The following is a 3,452-nucleotide window of genomic DNA, read 5'->3' as shown; positions in this document are numbered from 1 at the left end:
CCGGCAAGGTCGAAGAACTCGCCCTCGAGGCGCTCGCCGCGCCGGCCGAGGCGGAGCAGGCCGCGCTGCCGGAAGGGGAAGGGCGGCGCGACGTCGCGGCGGCGGAGCGGGCGCTGGCCCGTCTGCGGGCCGAGTTCGGGGCGCAGGCGGTCGTGCGGGCGCGGCTGCGCGACGGGCATCTGCCGGCGGCCACGTTCCTTTGGGCGCCGCTCGAACCTTCGGCGTTCGAGGCGGAGGCGCGCGTGGCCGCAGGGGCGCGGCCGCGCGAACTCGAGGCCGCGCGGGCGCGCGAGTTCGAAGCGGCGCGGCGGCGCGACGCGGCGCGGCCCGACGGCGACGCCGCGCGGGCGCGGGAATTCAACGCGGAGCGGCGGCGCGACGCGGACGGCGCGCGGGCCCTCGGCGTTTCCGCGTTGCCGTTCGGCGCGCCGCGGGACGATCCCGGCCGCGGGCCGCTGCCGGTCCTCGTGCGGCGCGTCTACCCCAAGCCGATCCCGCTGCCGCCGCGGCCGCATCACCTGCGCGACGACGGCTGGCTCGTCCGCGACGTCAAGGACGGCGCGGTGCGGCGGCTCGTCGGCCCGTTCGTCGTCGGCGGCGGCTGGTGGGCCGCGCCGATTCAGCGCGAGTACCACTACGCCGAGACGGTCCGCGGGGACCTGCTCTGGGTCTTCCACGATCCGCTGCGCCGGCGCTGGTTCCTCGAAGGGCAGGTCGAATGACCGCCGCCGGCGACGGCTACGTCCCCCTCTGGTGCAAGAGCAACTTCTCCTTCCTCGAAGGGGCCTCGCATCCCGAGGAACTCGTCGAGACCGCGGCGGAACTCGGCCTGCCCGCGGTCGCGGTGACCGACCGCGACGGCGTCCCCGGCATCGTCCGCGCCCACGTCAAGGCGCGCGACCTCGGCGTCAAGTTGGTCGTCGGCTCGGAGGTCACGGTGGACGACGGCTCGACGATCGTCCTCCTCGCCCAGGACCGCGGCGGCTACGCCAACCTCTGCCGGCTCGTCACGGAAGGGCGGCGGCGCTGCCCGAAGGGGGAGAGCCGCGTCGCCTGGCGCGAGGTCGCGGAACACGCCGGCGGCCTCTTCGCGCTGTGGGGCGGGGACCGCTCGCTCCTCGCCGGCGAGGCGGAGCCGGACGTCGTCGCGCGCCTGCTGCGCGACGCCTTCGGCCCGCGGATCGCCGCGCTCGCCGCGCGCCACAAACGGGCCGAGGAAGTCGAAAGCGAAGCCCGGCTGCGCCGCCGCGCGCGCCGCTTCGGCCTGCCGGTCGCCGCCGCGGTGGAAGTCCTCTACCACCAGCGCGCGCGGCGGCCGCTGCAGGACGTCTTGGCCTGCACGCGGGCCGGCGTGCGCCTCGCCGCGGCGGGGCGGGCGACGAAGCCGAACGGCGAGCACGACCTCAAGCCGCCGGCGCAGTTCGCGAAGCTCTTCGCCGACGATCCCGGCGCCGTCGCGCGGACGCTCGCCGTCGCCGAGGACTGCACGTTCCGCCTCGACGACCTGCGCTACCGCTACCCCTCGGAGCGGCTGCCGGAAGGGCGCACGACGGCGCAGTGGCTGCGCGAACTGACCTTCTCCGGCGCGGCGGAGCGGTATCCCGGCGGCGTCCCGCACGACGTCGCGCGCCAACTGGAGAAGGAACTGGCGCTGATCGAGGAGCTCGACTACTGCGGCTACTTCCTCACGATGTGGGAGATCGTCCAGTTCTGCCGCGGGCGCGCCATCCTCTGCCAAGGGCGCGGCTCGGCGGCCAACTCCGCGGTCTGCTTCTGCCTCGGGATCACCGCCGTCGATCCGGTGCGGATGAACCTCCTCTTCGAGCGGTTCCTCTCGCGCGAGCGGGCCGAGCCGCCGGACATCGACCTCGACGTCGCGCACGAGCGGCGCGAGGAGGTCATCCAGCACATCTACGCGAAGTACGGGCGCGACCGCGCGGCGATGGTCTCGAACGTCGTCCGCTACCGGCCGCGCTCCGCGGCGCGCGACGTCGGCAAGGCGCTCGGCATCGCCGAGACGACGCTCGACAAGCTCTCCAAGCTGCTGCCGCACTACGGCGAGCTGCCGCCCGAGACGCTCGCCGCGGCCGGCATCGATCCCGAAGGGCGCGCGGGGCGGCTGCTCGTCGAGCTCGCCGACGAACTGCTCGACTTCCCGCGCCACCTCTCGATCCACCCCGGCGGCTTCCTGCTCGGGCACGAGCCGGTCTCGACGCTCGTGCCGATCGAGAACGCCGCGATGGAAGGGCGCACCGTCGTCCAGTGGGACAAGAACGACGTCGAGGACCTCGGCCTGTTCAAGGTGGACATCCTCGCCCTCGGCGCGCTGACGCTGGTGGACAAATGCCTCGCCTCGCTCAAGGAACAGCGCGGCCTCGACGTCTCGATGGCGACGATCCCCGCCGACGACCCGCCCACCTTCGAGATGGTCTCGCGCGGCGACACGGTCGGCGTCTTCCAGATCGAATCGCGGGCCCAGATGGCGATGCTTCCGCGGCTCAAGCCGCGCCGCTTCTACGACCTCGTGATCGAGGTCAGCATCATCCGCCCCGGGCCGATCTCGGGCGGGATGGTCCATCCGTACCTGCGCCGCCGGAACGGCGAGGAGCCGGTCGAGTACCCGCATCCTTCGCTCGTCCCGGTGCTGGAGAAGACGCTCGGCATCCCGCTCTTCCAGGAGCAGGTGATGAAGCTCGCCGTCGTCGCCGCCGACTACACCCCCGGCGAGGCGGACCAGCTGCGGCGCGACATGGCGGCCTGGCGGCGCACGGGACGGATCGAGGCCCACCATGTGCGGATCGTCGAGCGGATGACGGCGAAGGGGATCGAGCCGGAGTTCGCGGAGCGGGTCTTCCAGCAGATCCGCGGCTTCGGCGAGTACGGCTTTCCGGAGAGCCACGCCGCGAGCTTCGCGCTGATCAGCTACGCCACGGCGTGGCTCAAGCGGCACTACCCGGCGGAGTTCGCCTGCGCGCTGCTCGACGCGCAGCCGATGGGGTTCTACGCCCCCTCGACGATCATCGAGGACGCGCGGCGGCACGGCGTGGAGGTGCGGCCGGTGGACGTCCTCCGCAGCGCCTTCGACACGACGCTCGAGGCGGCGGGGGAGGGCGATCCGCCGGCGCATTCGTGGGACGCGACGCTCGGGCCGCGCTTCGCGCTCCGCCTCGGCCTGCGGCTCGTCAAAGGGCTCGGCGCGGCCGACGCGGCGGCGATCGCGCGCGCCCTCGGCGACGACGAACGCGACGGCGCGGCCGCACGCGGCGACGGCGAACGAGACGGCTCGGCCGCCCGCGGCGACGGCGCGGACGGCGGTTCGGCGCTCTCGCGCGACGGCTCGGCGGCGCGTCCGTTCGCGTCGCTCGACGACTTCGTGCGGCGGACCGGCCTCGACCGCGGCGCGCTCGCCGCGCTGGCCGAGGCCGGGGCGTTCGACGGCCTCGGCGTCGATC

At 74.4% G+C, this 3,452-nt stretch carries 2 protein-coding genes; both read left to right on the top strand.

Annotated elements, in window-relative coordinates; all coding sequences use genetic code 11:
* Nucleotides 1–722, top strand: a 722-nt coding sequence (locus LLG88_10770; GenBank protein ID MCE5247383.1) for a hypothetical protein, incomplete at its 5' end; no start/stop codon positions are given.
* A partial coding sequence (locus LLG88_10765) for an error-prone DNA polymerase (GenBank protein MCE5247382.1) occupies nucleotides 719–3,452 on the top strand: 2,734 nt, incomplete at its 3' end. The genes LLG88_10770 and LLG88_10765, both read left to right, overlap by 4 nt.

The organism is bacterium (assembly GCA_021372775.1).
In the GTDB taxonomy this organism is placed as follows: Bacteria; Acidobacteriota; Polarisedimenticolia; order J045; family J045; genus JAJFTU01.
The sequence above is the reverse complement of the archived record's forward strand: the minus strand, read 5'-3'. Positions and strand labels throughout refer to the sequence as shown.